The 13955-nt window shown below is 67.1% G+C and carries 14 protein-coding genes; 9 read left to right on the top strand and 5 right to left on the bottom strand.

The annotated features are described in order from the left end of the window. The first annotated feature begins 1 nt into the window (after position 1). Both DI605_RS19045 and DI605_RS19040 read left to right on the top strand, forming a co-directional pair. Positions 2-1120, top strand: a complete 1119-nt coding sequence (locus DI605_RS19045; protein ID WP_293976959.1) for a VOC family protein — start codon at positions 2-4, stop codon at positions 1118-1120. After that, a complete protein-coding gene (locus tag DI605_RS19040; RefSeq protein ID WP_293976957.1) occupies positions 1104-2765 on the top strand; it encodes a bifunctional 3-(3-hydroxy-phenyl)propionate/3-hydroxycinnamic acid hydroxylase in 1662 nt (553 codons plus the stop codon). Before DI605_RS19045 ends, DI605_RS19040 begins: the two co-directional genes overlap by 17 nt. A 47-nt stretch (positions 2766-2812) precedes the next feature. On the opposite strand, the gene DI605_RS19035 is transcribed toward DI605_RS19040, so the two are convergent. The 3 genes from DI605_RS19035 to DI605_RS19025 are packed head-to-tail and all read right to left on the bottom strand — an operon-like array spanning position 2813 to position 4945. Continuing rightward, positions 2813-3205: a nuclear transport factor 2 family protein gene (locus DI605_RS19035; protein ID WP_293976955.1), complete on the bottom strand. Its 393-nt coding sequence runs from the start codon at positions 3203-3205 to the stop codon at positions 2813-2815. Continuing rightward, positions 3202-4011, bottom strand: coding sequence for a fumarylacetoacetate hydrolase family protein (locus DI605_RS19030; protein ID WP_367120075.1), 810 nt, complete (start codon positions 4009-4011; stop codon positions 3202-3204). Before DI605_RS19030 ends, DI605_RS19035 begins: the two co-directional genes overlap by 4 nt. Before the next feature lie 58 nt (positions 4012-4069). Next, on the bottom strand, positions 4070-4945 hold the full coding sequence (locus DI605_RS19025; RefSeq protein WP_293976951.1) for a fumarylacetoacetate hydrolase family protein: 876 nt from the start codon (positions 4943-4945) through the stop codon (positions 4070-4072). A 147-nt stretch (positions 4946-5092) separates the two neighbouring features. Here DI605_RS19025 and DI605_RS19020 point away from each other — a divergent pair, with 147 nt between their 5' ends. The 7 genes from DI605_RS19020 to DI605_RS18990 are packed head-to-tail and all read left to right on the top strand — an operon-like array spanning position 5093 to position 11675. Further along, a complete protein-coding gene (locus DI605_RS19020; RefSeq protein WP_293976948.1) occupies positions 5093-5881 on the top strand; it encodes a class II aldolase/adducin family protein in 789 nt (262 codons plus the stop codon). An 8-nt stretch (positions 5882-5889) separates the two neighbouring features. Continuing rightward, a complete protein-coding gene (gene tcuA / locus DI605_RS19015; protein WP_293976946.1) occupies positions 5890-7290 on the top strand; it encodes an FAD-dependent tricarballylate dehydrogenase TcuA in 1401 nt (466 codons plus the stop codon). Next, on the top strand, positions 7277-8440 hold the full coding sequence (gene tcuB / locus DI605_RS19010) for a tricarballylate utilization 4Fe-4S protein TcuB (protein ID WP_293976944.1): 1164 nt from the start codon (positions 7277-7279) through the stop codon (positions 8438-8440). The genes tcuA and tcuB overlap by 14 nt, the downstream gene beginning before the upstream one ends. Continuing rightward, positions 8437-9069, top strand: coding sequence for a glutathione S-transferase family protein (locus DI605_RS19005; RefSeq protein WP_293976943.1), 633 nt, complete (start codon positions 8437-8439; stop codon positions 9067-9069). Before tcuB ends, DI605_RS19005 begins: the two co-directional genes overlap by 4 nt. Next, a complete protein-coding gene (locus DI605_RS19000; protein ID WP_293976942.1) occupies positions 9060-9926 on the top strand; it encodes an SDR family NAD(P)-dependent oxidoreductase in 867 nt (288 codons plus the stop codon). Before DI605_RS19005 ends, DI605_RS19000 begins: the two co-directional genes overlap by 10 nt. Positions 9927-9978: 52 nt before the next feature. Then, on the top strand, positions 9979-10383 hold the full coding sequence (locus DI605_RS18995; RefSeq protein ID WP_293976941.1) for a DoxX family protein: 405 nt from the start codon (positions 9979-9981) through the stop codon (positions 10381-10383). Between the two features lie 53 nt (positions 10384-10436). Then, positions 10437-11675 carry an MFS transporter gene (locus DI605_RS18990; protein ID WP_293976940.1) on the top strand — a complete coding sequence of 413 codons (1239 nt, stop codon included), beginning with the start codon at positions 10437-10439 and terminating at the stop codon, positions 11673-11675. 19 nt (positions 11676-11694) lie between these two features. Here the strand turns inward: DI605_RS18990 and DI605_RS18985 are convergent, their stop codons facing one another. Together DI605_RS18985 and DI605_RS18980 are read right to left on the bottom strand one after the other, a co-directional pair. After that, complete coding sequence (locus DI605_RS18985) at positions 11695-12831, bottom strand: CaiB/BaiF CoA-transferase family protein (protein ID WP_293976939.1); 1137 nt, start codon at positions 12829-12831, stop codon at positions 11695-11697. Next, on the bottom strand, positions 12831-13817 hold the full coding sequence (locus DI605_RS18980; protein WP_293976938.1) for a CoA transferase: 987 nt from the start codon (positions 13815-13817) through the stop codon (positions 12831-12833). Before DI605_RS18980 ends, DI605_RS18985 begins: the two co-directional genes overlap by 1 nt. Between the last annotated feature and the right edge of the window lie 138 nt (positions 13818-13955).

Genomic DNA, 13955 nt, shown 5'->3' with positions numbered 1-13955 from the left:
AATGCGCGCGCCCGCAGATCAAGCCGGATGCTGTGAATTCTTGTCGCCGCAGCCGCCGTCCTGTCCGTTGCGCGACGTGGCGGCTTGGCGCACCAAACGACCCGAGAGGAGCCCCAACATGGCCATACCCGCCCCTGTCTTCGATCCGCCGTTCCGCGTCACGCGCGCAAGCCATGTCCGCCTCAACGTGCGCGATCTCGCCGCATCGAAAGCCTTCTACACCGGCATCTTCGGAGTGGCCGTTACCGATGAGACGGCCGAGGCCGTCTATCTGCGCGGTCTGGAAGAAGCCTGTCACCACAGCATCGTCCTCCAGCGCTCCGATGCGCCCGGCACCTGCGAACGGATCGGCTTCCGGGTGCTCACGGAAGACGATCTCGAGCAGGGGTACACCTGGTTCGAGGCGCGGGGATGGAACCCGGAATGGGTCGAGATGCCGTTCCAACGCCGGACGCTGCACGTGACCGATCCGCGCGGCATCAAACTCGAATTCTGCGCGAGCATGGACGTCGTTCCGCGTCTGCTCGTGAAGTTCAGCTGCCATCAGGGCGGCAAGGCACTCCGGCTCGACCATTTCCAGGTGCTGGTGCCCGACGCGGCAGCCGCCTGGAACGACTATACCCCGCTCGGCTTCCGCGCCTCCGAATATATCGTCGACGGTGAGGGCCGCACCACCGCAGCCTTCCTCCAGCGCAAGGGCAATTCGCACGACTTCGTGCTGGTGAACGGCCGTGGTCCCCGGTTGCACCACACGGCGTTCATGGTGGCGGACAACCAGGGCGTGATCGCCGGTTGCGACGCCGCGGGCGAGCTCGGCTTCGCCGATGCGGTGGAGCGCGGTCCAGGGCGACACGGTGCGGGCCATGCGCTGTTCGTCTATTTCCGCGATCCCGACGGCCATCGCATCGAGCTCAACAGCACCACCTACACGGCGATGGACAGCGAGCTCGAGCCGGTGCGCTGGGATCGGACGGCCGCAACCGTGGTCGCGCAATGGGGGCTTCCCGCGCAGCGCACCTGGTTCGACGACGCCTCGCCGTTCCCCGGATCGCCCCTGTCGCTCCCCGATCCGGCGCCGAACCCGCTCACTCTGGAGAAGTATCTTGCCGCCAAGTCCTGACCCCGCCGCGACGGTGGATGTCGATGTCCTGATCTGCGGCTACGGCCCGGTCGGTGCGGTCGCCGCGGCGCTGCTCGCGGGTCGGGGCCTGAGCGTCGCGGTGGCCGAGCGCGCCGCCGCGATCTACGACAAGCCACGCGCCATCACCGGTGACCACGAGATCATGCGGATCCTACAGGCCGCCGGCGTGGCCGACGAGCTGGCGCCGCTCTGTCGGGCCCATCGCGGCACCGACTATCTCGGGGTCGACGGCGAGCCGATCATGACGATCGACATCGCGCCCCCGCCTTATCCGCTATCCTGGCCGACGGCCTTTCACTTCATCCAACCCGAGCTGGAAGCGCTGCTGCGCGAGAAGGTCCGTTCGCGCGGCGCCGAGGTACTGCTCTCGCACGAGGTTGCGAGCGTCGTTCGCGACGGCGATGCCGCGATCGCTGATCTCGTCGGCCCGGACGGTGTAACGAAACGCTATCGCGCACGCTATCTCCTCGCGTGTGACGGCGCCAACAGCGCGATCCGCAAGAGCCTTGGAATCGGCTACGAGGATCTCGCCTTCGACCAATGGTGGCTGGTGGTCGATGCCTGGCTGTTGCGCGAGACCGCGATGCCGGCGCGCAGCACGCAATATTGCCGGCCATCGCGTCCCGGCACCGCGGTGATCGGGCCGCGCGATCTGCGCCGCTGGGAAATCAAGCTGCTCCCCGGCGAGGATCCCGACCGATTTCGCGACGATGCGGCGGTGCGCGAGGTGCTCGCGACCTTCGTCGACGTCGATGCCGTCGACCTGTGGCGGAGCGCGGTCTACCGGTTCCACGCGCTCGTCGCCGAGCGCTGGCGCGACGGCCCGATCTTCCTGATGGGCGACAGCGCGCACCAGATGCCACCGTTCATGGGACAGGGCATGTGCGCAGGCGTCCGCGACGCCGCAAACCTCGCGTGGAAGATCCTTGCGGTCGAGGAGGGCCGCGCCGGCGCGGCCCTCCTCGATACCTACGAGCTCGAGCGCAAGCCCCACGTCAAGCGCCTCGTCGGATTGTCCAAGGAGCGCGGACTGATCATCGGCGAGCTCGATGAGCAGGCCGCGATCGCGCGGGACGCTCGGCTCCGCGAAGAAGGCGCGCGCGGCGCGATCGAGCGGGTTCGGCACCGCTACATCCCGGGTCTGATCGACGGCGCGATCGCCCGCGATGCAAGCGGCGCGCCGATGCCGGGCGCCGGCTCGTTGTTCGTCCAGCCCGACCTCCAGGTCGGTATCGCCACCCGGCGGCTGGACGATGTCGTGCCCGGGGCGTTCTTGCTGATCGCGCGCGAGCCCGAGACGCTGACGGGCCTGTCCGCGGCGGCGCGGGCGACGCTCGCCGCAAGCGGCAGCACCATCGCGGTGTTGCGCTCGGTCCTCGACCGGCCGCGCGCACTGCCCGTCGGTGACGGTGATCAGGTGCTGGTCGAGACGGGCGATGTGTTCCGGGCGTGGATGGAGGAGGCCGCCGCGACCGCGGTGCTCGTCCGCCCCGACCGCTATGTGTTCGGCTTCGCGAACGACGACAGCTCGCTGGAGGCATTGATCGGCGGCTTCGGAGCGACGCTCGCGGCAGCCCCGCCGGTCTCGGTCGGTACGCAAGCGCCGCTCCAACGGGTCGGCTGATGCGTTGGCGCTGAGCCGCGGCGGGCCGGACGTCCGATCGCCGTCGCTCAGTCTCGACGCTGGTCGTCGCGTTTCGTCCCGGCCCATGCGCACAGCCGCCAGCCGGTCTCGTCGAGCTGCCAGATCGCGGTGAACGCCAGCGCCGTCGCTCGCTCGACCCCCTCGCGCTCGATGCGCATCGCAATATCGCCCTCCAGCGAGGCGATAGAGCCCGTGCCGCGACAGCTGACGGCTCCGAGGTCGGCCGACCGATATCGGATGACACCGCGTCGGAGCTTGTCGAGATAGGAAGTCCGATCGTCGGCTTTGCCGGACGCGTGGAGATAGATCAGCCCGGGATGCATGAGCCCGGTCAACATCACGTCGTCGCCGGCGAGCATCGCGGCGAGACGCTCCCGTTCGGCTGCGATCACCGCATCGGCATCGGGATGGGCGTTCACCGGGGCTCGTCGACGATCGGGTTTTCGAGGCGACCGACACCCGACACCTCGATCGTGAGCGTGTCGCCGGGCGTGAGAAACCTGGGCGGGTCCATGCGGATGCCGGCGCCGGTCGGCGTTCCGGTCAGGATCACGTCGCCGGGATGCAGCGCGCTAAACTGCGAGACGTAATGGATGAGGTGGGCGAAGGGATAGACCATCCGCGCGGTGGTATCATTCTGCCGTTGCTCGCCCGAGACCCAGGTCTGGACGCGAAGTTCCGCGGTGAGCAGCGATCGGTCGGTCTCGATCCACGGGCCCATGCTGCCGCTCGCGTCGAAGTTCTTGCCTTGAGTGATGTTCTTCTTGGAATGCTTGAGCCAGTCGCGCAGCGTGCCTTCGTTGGCGACCGTCAGCCCGGCGACATGCGACAGCGCGTCGGCCTCCTCGATGTAGCGGCCGTGCCGCCCGATCACGAGCGCGATCTCGCCCTCATAGTCGAGCTGATCGGACACCTTGGGACGCACGATCGGTTGCCCGTGGGCGACGAACGACTCGACCGTCCGCAGGAACATGTTGGGCCGGGGCGACGGCGCGCTCGGATCGTTATATTCCTCGTGCCTCTCGGCATAGTTGATGCCGATGCAGATGATCTTGCGCGGGCGATCGACCGGCAGCAGGACTTCCACATCGTCGACCGCCAGGTCGCCTTCACGCACGGCGGCGAGCTCTTCCGCCTGCGCGAGCATGCCGGCCTCGAGCAAGGCGCGGACATCGCCATAGGGCAGCAGCGGCGAGAGATCGACGATCGCCTCGCCCTTGACCACGCCATAACTGTCGCGGCCGGCATGGCGATATCGGATCAAACGCATCGAAGACTACCTCTCAGAAGGGATGGACGTCGGAATCACCGACCAGGTCGGCGGCGAAGACGCTCGAGCGCAACGTGCCGAGTCCATCGGCAGCGATCTCGATGATATCGCCGGGAGCAAGATAGCGCGGCGGCTTCATGGCGTTGCCGATGCCCGCCGGCGTACCCGTCAGAATGACGTCCCCCGGCCGCAGCGTCATGCCGAACGAGGCTTCGGCGATGATGTCGGCGACGTCGAACACCATAGCCGCCGCCGGGGCGCTCTGCCGCCGTTCGCCGTTGACGTCGCAGGTCAGGCGCATCGTCGCGAGATCGACCTCGTCGCGGGTCGCGACGAACGGGCCGAGCGGACAGCTGCCATCCAGGCTTTTGCCCTTGAACCATTGGCCGCCATGACGGCGCTGCAGGTCGCGTGCCGACACGTCGTTGGCGAGCGTGAAGCCGAAGACATGGTCCCAGGCGCGATTCCGGGGGATGCTGCGTCCGGCGCGCCCGATCACGAGTGCGATCTCCGCCTCATAGTCCCATTTCTGGGAGAGCCGGGGGTCGTGCGGGATGCCGGCCTCGGGCCCGACGACGCTGTCGGGCCCCTTGGTGAAGAAAGTCGGCGCGGTGGGCATCTCGAAGCCTTCCGGGCGTCGCTCCCGACCTTCCTCGAAATGCGCGTGGTAGTTGAGCCCGACGCACAACAGATCGCGGCGAAAGCGGCGAATCGGCGCGAGCAGACGGCAGGCTGAGAGCGCGACCGCCTGTCGCTCGCCGGGCAGCGGGGTGCCCCGCGCGATCACATCGACGAGATCGCCGTTTTCCTCCGGCAGGAGGAGGACGGTGTCATCCTCCAGCGTTCCCACCCGCTCCCGGCCGTCATGGTCTACCGTCACATATCGCATCACATGGCCATGCGCGACGCAGCCCTGCCGGGCCAGCGACGATTGCAACCCTGCGACGACGGAAACTCAACATGTGCAGCGGCTTCCTCGCTTGCCCGAGACCGCCGTCGCGCGCACGTTGAACTGCAATTGGAGTAGGAGAAGATCATGGCCAGCGCTGCGCTGCATGCCATCGCCAATCCCTCGATCAGGGACTATGTCAGCGACGCCGAATGGCAGGCCCGCGTCGATCTCGCGGCCGCGTACCGGCTGTGCGACCGCTACGGCATGTCGGACATGATCTACACCCATATCAGCGCGCGCGTGCCGGACGAACCGAACGCCTTTCTGATCAACTCGCACGGTCTGCTGTTCGACGAGATGACGGCCTCGTCGCTGCTCAAGGTCGACATGGACGGCAACGTCCTGACCAAACCGCTCGAGAACCACGGCCTTCACCCCGCCGGGTTCGTCATTCACAGCGCGCTCTACATCGCACGGCCGGACATCGGCGCGGCGATGCACACCCACACCACCGCCGGGCTGGCGATCGCTTCGCTCAAATGCGGGCTGCTCCCGCTCACCCAGATGGCGCACCGCTTCATCGACCATGTCGCCTATCACGACTTCAGCGGGCCGGAGCGGGATCCCGGCGAGCGGGAGAAGCTCGCTGCCGATCTCGGTGACAAGAAGGTCGCGATCCTGCGCAACCACGGCTTGCTGAGCGTCGGGCCGACCGTCGCCGAAGCGTTCAACTACATGTACGGGCTTGAGCGCGCGTGCCAGGCGCAGGCGGCGGCAATGGCATGCAACACGGAACTCAACATCCTTCCCGATGATGTCGTCGAGAAATCGACGGCGATGTACGCGCCTGGCGCGATCCGTCGGTACGGCCTGCTCGAATGGGAAGGTCTGCTGCGCAAGCTCGATCGGCTCGATCCCTCGTACCGCGATTGAGGCGTTTCGTGATCGAAGATGTGAACGACATCGACGTGCTCGTCGTGGGCGGCGGCAATGCGGCGCTGGTCGCGGCGGTCACCGCGCGCCAGGCGGGCGCGAGCGTGATGCTGCTGGAGCACGCACCGATCGAGTTCCGTGGTGGCAACAGCCGGCACACGCGCAATTTCCGCTGCTGTCACCAAGGCGATCTCGGCGTGCTGCTCGGCACGTACGACGAAGAGGAATATTGGCAGGATCTGCTTCGGGTCACGGGCGGCAAGACGAACGAACACCTTGCCCGGATGGCAATCCAGCAGTCGACCGACGCCTATGGCTTCATGGAGGCCTCGGGAGTCAAGTTCCAGCCGGCCCTCAAAGGGACGCTGAGCCTCAATCGAACCAACGCGTTCTTCCTCGGCGGCGGCAAGGCGCTGGTGAACAGCTATTACGCGCTGGCCGAGCGGCTCGGCGTCGACATCCGCTACGATGCCGAGGTGATCGGGCTTTCCTGCGACGATGAGCGCGTTCGCCATGTCGACGCGCGGATCAACGGCTTCGCTCGCCGTCTCCACCCGCGCGCAGTCGTCGTCGCCTCCGGCGGCTTCCAGGCCAATCTGGACTGGCTGCGCGAGGCTTGGGGTCCGGCGGCCGACAATTTCCTGATCCGCGGCACGCCTTATGCGCGCGGCACCGTGCTCAAGAACCTCGCCGCGCAAGGCGCGGAGACGATCGGCGACCCGACCCAGGCGCACGCGGTCGCGATCGATGCCCGCTCGCCGAAATTCGATGGCGGCATCGTCAGTCGCTCGGACAGCGTTCCCTACAGCATCGTCGTCAATCGCGACGCGCGACGCTTCTATGACGAAGGCGAGGACATCTGGCCGAAGCGTTACGCGATCTGGGGTCGCCTCGTCGCCCAGCAGCCGGACCAGATCGCATTTTCGATCTGCGACGCGAAGGCCGAACCGAAGTTCATGCCGTCTATCTTCGCGCCGGTGCGCGCGAACACGATCCCCGAGCTCGCGGTCGCGCTCGAGCTTGATCCGGTCGTGCTGCAGGAGACCATCGACGCCTTCAACGCCAGTGTCCGGCCCGGCGCCATCGATCCGACGTCGACCGCCGACGGCTGTCACACGGAAGGGCTCGATCCGCCCAAGAGCCATTGGGCAGCGCGGATCGATACCGCGCCTTATCTCGCCTATCCGCTGCGACCGGGGATCACCTTCACCTATCATGGCCTGAAGGTCAGCGATCGCGCGCAGGTGTTGCGCGAAGGAAATGCGGGCTTTGCGAACCTGTGGGCGGCCGGTGAGATCATGGCCGGCAACATCCTCGGGCAAGGCTATACGGCAGGAGTGGGTATGACGATCGGAACGGTATTCGGCCGCATCGCCGGGCGTGAGGCGGCTGCATATGTCGGTTCCTGATCTGGCGGCGATGGCGCGCGGCGAGCCGATGCTCGGCGAAGAGATCCTGAGCGAAGCCAAGCGCCAGATGGAGGTCTGCAACGCCTGCCGCTATTGTGAGGGGTTCTGCGCGGTCTTCCCCGCGATGGCGCTGCGCCGGGAGTTCACCTCGGGCGATCTCACGTACCTCGCCAACCTGTGTCACAACTGCAAGGGCTGCTTCTACGCCTGCCAATATGCGCCGCCGCATCCGTTCGGCGTCAACGTGCCCGCCACGTTCGCGCAGGTCCGTCAGGACAGCTATCAGCGCTACGCCTGGCCAGGTGCCTTCGCGCGCGCCTACGAGCGGCAGGGAACCGCGCTGACCGGTCTCGCCGCGCTCGGCGTGGCGGCCATTCTGCTCCTGACCGGTGCGATCCACGGTGGCAACATGTTCACCCCCCAATCCGGAACCGGCGCCTTTTACCGCATCCTGCCCTGGGCGGTGATGGCGGGCCTTGCCGGGGCGGCCTTCCTGTTCGCGCTGCTGGCGCTCACCGTCGCCGGTGTGCGCTTCTGGCGCGACACCGCGAGCGGCGGCGGCTACAAACCCGCGGACGGCGTGCGCGCCGGCGTCAATGTCGCGACTTTACGCTACCTCGGCGGCGGCCATGAAGGGCATGACGGCTGCAACGACACCGACGGCGGCTTCTCGCAGCAACGCCGGGTGTACCACCATTTCATGTTCTACGGCTTCCTCGCGTGCTTCGCCTCGACGAGCGTCGCGACGATATACGACCATTTCCTCGCCTGGGAGGCGCCGTATCCGCTGCTGAGCCTACCCGTCCTGCTGGGGCTGGTCGGCGGGATCGGGCTCCTGATCGGCACCACGGGGCTGATCGTGCTCAAGGCGATCGCCGATCCTGCTCCCGTCGCGCAGCGGCTGCGCAGCGGTGAATATGCGCTCTTGTTTCTTCTGCAGCAGGTCGCGTTGACCGGATTGCTGCTCCTAGCGCTGCGCGAAACCGCAGCACTCGGTGTTCTCGTCGCCGTCCATCTCGGGCTGGTGCTCGCCTTCTTCCTGGCGATCCCGTACAGCAAGATGGTCCACGGCCTCTATCGCGGGCTCGCCCTGTTGCGCAGCGCGCGCGAACAGCGGACGGGCTCGACCCTTGCCGGAGGCGTCGCATGAAGCTGTTCTATTCCACCCGCTCGCCCTTCACGCGCAAGGTGCGCCTGGCCCTCGCCGAGCTGGACGTCGCCGACAAGGTCGATCTCGAGCCGGCGGACGTCGCCTTCGACCGCGCGCCGCCGCCCGCCGTGGCCGCTGCCAACCCGCTTGGCCAGCTACCAACCTTCGTCGACGACGATGGTGTCGCCTGGTTCGGGTCCGGCGTGATCTGCGAGTGGCTCGATCGTCGCTTCGGCGGCTGGCTCTGCCCGGCCGATCCGAACCTGCGCGTCGAGTGGCGCCGGCGTGAGGCGCTGGCGGACGGCTTGGCCGAAAAAACGCTGCGCCGCCTCGTCGAGAACGGTCGCGGCAACACGGAAGGGGTCGCGTCGCTGGAGGCGGCAATCTGGCGTTCGCTCGAATATGTCGAGAACCTGCCTTGCCTCGGCAACGACATCGATCTGGGATGGCTCGCCGTCGCCAACGCGCTCGACTATCTCGATTTCCGCGCCGGCGAGCTCGATTGGCGGAACCGTCGCCCGATCCTGGCGCGCTGGCAGGCGACCCTCCGAGAGCGTCCATCGTTCAGTGGCACCGGCTTCTGCGTGAAGCCGACGGTTGTGCCCGCGGAGGTTCAGCCATGCCTCTGAGCGATTTCGCCGGCCGCAATGCGTTCATCACCGGTGGTGCGAGCGGGATCGGCCTCGCGACCGCTCACGCATTGGCGCGGGCCGGTGCCAATGTGGCGCTTGCCGATATCGAACCGGAACCGCTCGAGGTCGCGCGCGCCGCGGTGGCGGCGCACGGCGGCAAGACGATCGCCATTCCGCTCGACGTCTCCGACGCCGTCGCGGTCGCCACCGCCCGCGACCGTTTTCTTGCCGAGCTCGGCACACCGCACGTTCTCATCAACAATGCCGGCGTATCGCTGCGTCCAACCCTGCTGGGCGACGTCGGTCCGGGCAAATGGGACTGGTTGCTCGGCGTGAATTTGCTCGGCGTCGTCAACGGGGTCACCGCCTTCGTGCCCGAAATGCTGCGGCGGGGCGAGGGCGGGCACATCGTCAACACCGCATCGATCGTCGCGATGCAGGTCCACCCGTTCCTCCACAACATCCCCTATCGGATGAGCAAGGCCGGGGTCGTCAACCTCTCGGAATGCCTCGATCTCGAATATGGTCTCGCCGAAGCCGGCATCGGTGTCAGTGTCTTCTGCCCGGCGCTGGTGTCGACGGGCATCATCAACTCGTCCTTCCGCCGGCCCGAACGCTTCGGGGGGTCGTTTTCGAACGACGCCTCGGCAAAGGTCGACAGTTTCACCGACGTCGGAGCGGCAGCGACGCCCGACTTCACCGCCGCATTACTGCTCGATGCGATCAAGACCGACACCTTCTTCGTGTTCACGCATCCGGAATGTGCGGATTGGATCGGCGAGCGTGATGCCAAGATCCGTGCCGGGTTCGCCCAGCTCGATCGCGTGGCCGAGACGTACGCGAGCCCGAGCTAGGATTAGTCCAAGGAGCAAGCCGACCCCGATCCGGTGGGCGGCAGGAGACATCATGCCCATTCCAATGCACTGGTCGCCGCGGTTGCTCTCGCTGCTGCGGATCGTCGCCGGCCTCGGGCTGCTGTCGCACGGCGTGTCGAAATATTTCGGCCTGCCGCCGTTCGGCATGGCGTTGAGCTCCTTGCTCTATGCGGCCGGCCTTATCGAGCTCGTCGGAGGCGGGCTGTTGGTGGTCGGGTTCTTCACGCGCCCGACGGCCTTCATCGTGGCGGGCGAGATGGCGGTCGCCTATTTCCTCGCGCACGCGCCGCGCGGCTTCTTCCCGCTCGCGAACGGTGGCGAAGCCGCGATGCTCTACTGCTTCGTCTTCCTGTATCTGGCGGCCGCCGGAGCCGGTCCCTGGAGTATCGACGCGGCTCGGTCCGCCGCGGCTGTCCCTTCCGGGACCGATCGCTGAAGCGGCGGAGAAGAGGCCGAGGTGTCGCCGCTTCCGACCGACAGGCGTAGCGCGTGACCCTCGGATGGCGACGCCGCTGGATCGCATTGCGTTACGTCAACTTCCGGCTGTGGTTCGCTGCCGGTCTGGTGTCGAACTTGGGCACGTGGATGCAGCGCACCGCGCAGGACTGGCTGGTCCTAACGGAACTGACGCATCGCGACGCACGCGCCGTTGGCATCGTCATGGCGTTGCAGTTCGGCCCGCAATTCGTCCTGTTGCCGTGGACGGGCTACGCGGCGGATCGCTTCGAGGGGCGACGTCTGCTGATGGTCACGCAGGCCGTGATGGGCACGCTGTCGTTGCTCCTCGGCGGGCTCGCACTCGCGGGTGTCGCGCAGCTCTGGCACGTTTATCTTTTGGCCTTGCTATCCGGCGTCGCGGCCGCGTTCGACGCGCCGGTGCGCCAGGTGTTCATCGCCGAACTGGTCGGCGACGACCATCTCGGCAACGCCATCGCGCTCAACTCGACCTCGTTCAACGCGGCGCGACTGGTCGGCCCGGCGCTGGCGGGTCTGAGTATCGGCGCGGTCGGTAGTGGTCTCTCGTTCGTCGCCAACGGCCTGTCCTTCTTCGTCGCGGTCGCTGTGTTGCTGCGGCTTCGGCCGAGCGAAATGCAGGTTCGTGCGCGCGCCCTGGCCGCGCCGGGTCGTCTGCTCGAAGGGTTTAGCTACATCGCTGCGCGACGCGATCTGCGGACGATCTGCCTCATGCTGTTCGTGGTCGGCACGTTCGGCCTGAACTTCCCGATCTATGTTTCGACGATGGCGGTAGGCGTCTTCGGCCTGGGTCCGACCGGTTTCGGTTTGCTGACCTCGGCGCTCGCGGGCGGGACGCTCGCCGGCGCGGTCCTCGCGACCGGCGGCGAGCGGCCACGGTTCGAGACAATCACCGGCGCCGCCGGGCTGTTCTGCCTCGGCGGCATCCTCGCCGCGGTCGCACCGACGGCGTGGGTCTTCGCCGCCGCGCTCGCGCTGATGGGGATCGCCTCGCTCGGCTTCACCAACGTCACCAACACGCTGATGCAATTGTCTTCGGAGCCGGCGATGCGCGGTCGCGTCATGGCGATCCGGCTGGCGATCGCCCTCGGCGGCACCCCGATCGGTGCGCCGCTTGCCGGCTGGACGGCACATGCCTTCAATCCGCGGTGGTCGCTCGCACTGGCGGCCCTCGCCGGCCTCGCGGCGATGGCGATCGGCCTGCGCTATCAACGGGCCGACGGATTACCGGTGGGGAAGGGGACGCCGCCTTGAGGCTGGGTGGCGGTTCGGATCAAGCGGCGACGGCGGCGCGATCCACGCCTTCGACGATGCCTGTGGCAGCCAGTTCCTCGATCGCCGCATCATCATAGCCACCCACATCGCGAAGGATGGCGCGGGTGTCGCCGCCCAGCGGGCGGGCGTCGGCATAGCGACCCGGATCGTCGTCGCCGATGAGGAAGGGGCTGCCCTTCACCAACATCCCGCTCTGGTCCTCGCCGAGGGCAGATGACCAGACGCGATCATCGCCGAGGAGCTGATCGCCCGCGCGGACGAGATCGGCGGCGATGCCGACGTTGTTCAACGCGGCTACCGCGGCTGCGCTTGGCCGGTGCGCCAGCCAGTTCTCGAACGCCGCCTCGGAGCTGCTCCCGACGATCGACGCGAGCAGCGATGCCTGATCGTGACGGACGCTGACCGCGATCCATTTGCCATCGTCCGCAACCGCCGTCGCCTGCAGCACGTAGAGCGGGTCGGCATTGCCGATGCGGGCGGGCGCGTCGATCGCGCCTCCGAAAAGATCACCGCTCAGATAGGTCGTCAGCTCGCGCTGCGAGAGATCGAGATGAACGGCTTCATCGACACCGCCGCAGAGCGCTGCCGCGACCATCCCTGCGCCGAAGACCGTGGCGATCTGGTCGGGATAGTTCAGCTCGCGCCCGGTGATGATCGGGGGGCCGTCGACATAGCCCGTCGCCCAAGAGAGGCCGCCCATGGCCTCCAGCGTCGAGCCGAACGAGACGTGATCGGCGACCGGGCCGGTCTCGCCCTGGCTCGATATCGACGCGAGAACGATTCTGGGGTTGGCGACCGCCAGCTTGGCAAAGCCGATGCCCAGCCGTTCGAGCACGCCGCGCCGGAAGTTCTCGACGACGACGTCACTGTTGGCGACGAGCCGGAGGAACACCGCCGCGGCGCCCGGTGCTTTCAGATTGAGGCCGAGACTGCGCTTGGCGCGATTGGTGCTGCGGAAGAAAGGGCTGTCACCATCCTCGAGCGCGTGACCGGGCCAGCGGCGGAAGGGGTCGCGATACTGGCTCGATTCGATCTTGATGACATCGGCCCCCATGTCGGCGAGTACCGCCGACGCGCCGGCGCCCGCCGTAATGATCCCCAAATCGAGCACGCGGCGACCTGCTAGCGGCTGCATCACGCGGCCTCCAGGACCGGCACGACACCGTTCCAACGTAGCGGGAGAACGGGAACGAGCGCATCGCCGTCACCCGATGGCGTCAGCACGCCGCGCTCGACATATTGCGGATCGACTGCGAGGTCGTCCATCGCGAGGACCGGCCCGATCGGAATTCGTCTCGCCCGCGCCTTTTCGAAGATCTCGGCCCGGTTCATCTTGAGAAATTCGGGTTCCAGCAGGTCGGCGAGCGCAGCCGCATTTTTTCGACGGCCGATACCGGTGGCAAACCGAGCGTCGGTGAGCGCCTTGGTCTCCCCGACAAGATCCACGAGCCGCGACCAATCCTGCTCCTGGTAGACGAGCGCGATCCAGCCGTCGGCGCAGCGCAGTACGGTCCATTCGGAATTTCGACCCGGGCGACCCGGTGCTGGCTCGCCGAGCGCCGAGACGGCTGCGGACTTCCAGTTGAGCCAGACCGCGACATCGGCCAGATTGACTCGGACGGTGACCGGCAATGTTCGATCGGGCCGACACAACGCCGCAGCGACGCCTGCAAACGCCGAGAGACCCGCCGAATAGCTTAGCTGGTGGCCGCCGAGCCGCAACGGCTCGCGTCCGGGGTCGCCGACGAGATCGAGCAGCCCGCTGACGGCCATGATCGTGAACTCGCTGGCCTCGCCAGCGTGATCGACTGCGGAAGCGAAGGTCGTGAATAGGCAACGCGTCGCAGCGGCGGTTGCAAAGGACGAGGCGTCCGCAGCGAGCTCGACGGTGGCAGTGTCGTTCTCGTCAGCGTCCCGCAGCCTCTTGCCGCGATCCAGAAAGGCGAGGATCGCATCGGCTCCCGGCTTGCCGGTCAGCGGATCGCATTCGCTAGACGGTCGATACACCCGTGCCCCTAGGTCGCACGCGACGCGTCCGCACATGCCGATTGCCAAGCGCAGCGCGATCGGCGTGTCCGGTGAGATGGTCTCGACGATAATAAGGCCGGTAAAGGGCGACATGCGAAAATCCCCAAGGCAGTCGGTCCCATGCACTGTCACGCACGCGTGATCGGTCGCCTATCGATAAATGATCGGTGGGGGTGACGGACACTCAAGACGCCGGGGCGACGTGAGTTAAAGTCAATCCGGGAGCGCCGA

Source organism: Sphingomonas sp., assembly GCF_003248515.1.
Taxonomy (GTDB): domain Bacteria; phylum Pseudomonadota; class Alphaproteobacteria; order Sphingomonadales; family Sphingomonadaceae; genus Sphingomonas_I.
Note: the sequence above shows the minus strand (reverse complement) of the source record. Positions and strands in the feature narration are given on the sequence as shown.